This is a genomic window from Lysobacter daejeonensis GH1-9, assembly GCF_000768355.1.
GTDB classification, from domain to species: Bacteria; Pseudomonadota; Gammaproteobacteria; order Xanthomonadales; family Xanthomonadaceae; genus Aerolutibacter; species Aerolutibacter daejeonensis.
Genome location: NZ_AVPU01000064.1, coordinates 1 through 2,448, shown reverse-complemented (window position 1 = coordinate 2,448; position 2,448 = coordinate 1). Strand labels below are relative to the sequence as shown.

Annotated in this window: 4 protein-coding genes; all 4 read right to left on the bottom strand. The window is 58.5% G+C overall.

The window, feature by feature from the left end; all coding sequences use genetic code 11:
* Nucleotides 1-394 (bottom strand): hypothetical protein (locus N800_RS16380; RefSeq protein WP_232227685.1); only part of this gene is annotated, 394 nt, incomplete at its 3' end.
* A gap of 64 nt (nucleotides 395-458) precedes the next feature.
* Nucleotides 459-803 (bottom strand): hypothetical protein, encoded by a 345-nt coding sequence (locus N800_RS14925; protein ID WP_036140486.1) that lies wholly within the window; start codon nucleotides 801-803, stop codon nucleotides 459-461.
* A 519-nt stretch (nucleotides 804-1,322) separates the two neighbouring features.
* Nucleotides 1,323-1,529 carry a hypothetical protein gene (locus N800_RS14920; protein WP_156963028.1) on the bottom strand — a complete coding sequence of 69 codons (207 nt, stop codon included), beginning with the start codon at nucleotides 1,527-1,529 and terminating at the stop codon, nucleotides 1,323-1,325.
* A gap of 464 nt (nucleotides 1,530-1,993) precedes the next feature.
* Complete coding sequence (locus N800_RS14910; RefSeq protein ID WP_156963027.1) at nucleotides 1,994-2,404, bottom strand: hypothetical protein; 411 nt, start codon at nucleotides 2,402-2,404, stop codon at nucleotides 1,994-1,996.
* Nucleotides 2,405-2,448: the final 44 nt, after the last annotated feature.

Sequence of the window (2,448 nt, the reverse complement as noted above, 5' to 3'; positions counted from 1 at the left end):
GTCGCACTTGGTGGTTGAATTCACCCCCCGCCCAGCGCCCGATGAGCACAGAAGCAAGAAGCCCGACTAGCCCACCAATGTAGGTGGTGACTACTGGGAGATGCGTTGGCTCGTATGCTCCACGGTCCCCATAGCTCTCCGGGTAGAAAGAAGGCTCAAGCAGCAGCCACGCAACCACTGCCCCCAGGGTAAGCGCGACGGCGGCAGCAGGAAGCTTATGGCTTGGCGCTGCAAGATATGCCAAAACGACCACCGCGAACGCGGCACTGAAACCGGCGCCTGGAAGATTCCAGAACCCGGCAAACTCAGCTGCGAGGCCTCCGACGATGCCAGCGACCGCGAAGCCGCTGAAGGCAGCCAGAAGCGCCAACGCCCACCTCAGAACCATTGCCATCTCCTGTGGGGCCTAACGCCTGAATTAAGGGGAGCCGCGAAGCGGCTTCCCCTTGAATGAATTGTTAGGGCGCGCCCGCATTGGGCAGCCCCGCCGACGCAACCTCGACCTCCGAGCACACCGTCTCATAGCCGTAGAGGGGCAGCTCTCTGATCTGCTCCGCCAGGCGCCCCGGCGCATCGGTCCCAGCCACAGCATTGGCAATCAAGTGTATGGAACGAGAGTAGCACTGGCCGGAAGTGAACTGCTCCGAGAAGGCGCCGAGCCAGAAGAAGAATGGAGCCGCAAGAACAATTGCCGCCAAGCCAAGCCATTTGCTCCTCTTGGTCAAACCTCGGGCAGCCAACAGAAAGATCACAGCCATCGCGCCGAAGCCAATGAGTAGAGCGAGCAAGAACGTGGCTGTCATAACGCCCTAACGCCTGAATTAAGCCGAGCCGCGAAGCGGGTTCGGCTTGAATGAATTGTTAGCGCTCGTCCGACCAAGTCGCAGGGCTAGCACGTGCGTGACGAGAGCTACACAAGGGCCAAAGACAAGAAAGAACTTGCCAGCTTCCCAAGCTAACGGAGCAATGATCAGGCCTGGTGCGATGCCGATTGCGAGCGCTGTGACTATGTTTGCCTTGCCTCGGCAGGAGGCGAGCGCATAGGTAGGTACGCCGTAAAGCAGAGCAGGAAAACATCCTGCAACGGCTGCAGCGACTGCGGCGAGGAGGCCGAGCAGATACGAATCTGAGACCGCGTCGGCGTGGCCGCGCGACGTAGCCAACTCATAGAGCGATATCAGAAACCCACCGAGAAGGCACCCGACTGGCAAAGCAAAAGTGGCTGCCAGTGCCGTGCGTCCGAGGTGCTGAATGTACCTGCCCATAAGCGCTAACGCCTGAATTAAGCCGAGCCGCGAAGCGGCTTCGGCTTGAATGAATTGTTAGGCCGCATTGTGCGCCGACACGATGCTGTAAAGAAGCAATGAGAAGCCGGCCAAATAGACAGCCAGTAGGGCGCGCATGATATTGGCGCGAACTAGCATGGCCTTATCCCCGAGCGACTCCGGCTTGCGGGTGAGCAGGAAGCTGAACAATGCTGACGTAGCTCGCGACTCAAACCCCCGCGGGCTGCCGATGCGCTCATACATGGTCGGGTGATTCTTGGCCAAGGAGTGGAACAAGAGTTGAACAAACGATGGCTAGGGCAAACATGGAGAAGAACAAGGGGATTGTGTAGTTGGTCATGCGGCCTAACGCCTGAATTAAGCCGAGCCGCGAAGCGGCTTCGGCTTGAATGAATTGTTAGGGCCCGCACCCGTGACCTCGCCGATGTGAGAAGCGAGAATCTCAGTGCCCCATATGTCGCTAGATAGCTGGTTTGAGCGTATCAGAGCCTCCGCAACTCGCAGCATGATGTCGACATTTGCCTCGAATATCTCAGGGAACGTGTGCTTTGTCCTATGACGGAGGCCGGGCGCGGTCAGCGTATCCATGTGAATGCAGAAGCGGTGAACCTGCTCGGGATCTCTTACCTCGAAGAGGACACCCCATCCCTTTTCGTAAGAGACATGTTCGATTGCGAGATTGCTCATTGCGGGGCCTAACGCCTGAATTAAGCCGAGCCGCGAAGCGGCTTCGGCTTGAATGAATTGTTAGGCGGCGTACCACTCCGCCTCCGTGCCCAGAGCGAAATGGTGCTAAGTACAGGAATGGCCGCCACTGCGAGCAGCGCAAAGTCTAGCCAACCGAAGCCTTCAAGCGACAGCAAGCCCTCGCCGACACGGTGAAAGACTACGGCCACCAGCACCAGATGCGCGAGCAAAAGGGCAAAGAAACGGGGAGCGGTGAGGAAGTGGCGCTGAGGGGCCATGAGAGCCAACCCAAGAAAGATCGGCCAGACATTGGAGGTAACTCGACTGGCCAAAGAAGGCATTTCTTCGGAGTGAGGAACCAGCCCCGCGATATCGGCGAGGCTGCTGCCCACGATAAACGTGCCGGCGAGGACGGCTATGAAACGGGACACTATTAGGAGAGCCTGCATGGATTGATCAGCCGCCTAACGCCTGA

Bases quoted from the DNA above. Each gene is read 5' to 3' on its own strand.
- N800_RS14925 (WP_036140486.1), bottom strand. From the start codon at position 803: ATGACAGCCACGTTCTTGCTCGCTCTACTCATTGGCTTCGGCGCGATG.
- N800_RS14920 (WP_156963028.1), bottom strand. From the start codon at position 1,529: ATGTATGAGCGCATCGGCAGCCCGCGGGGGTTTGAGTCGCGAGCTACG.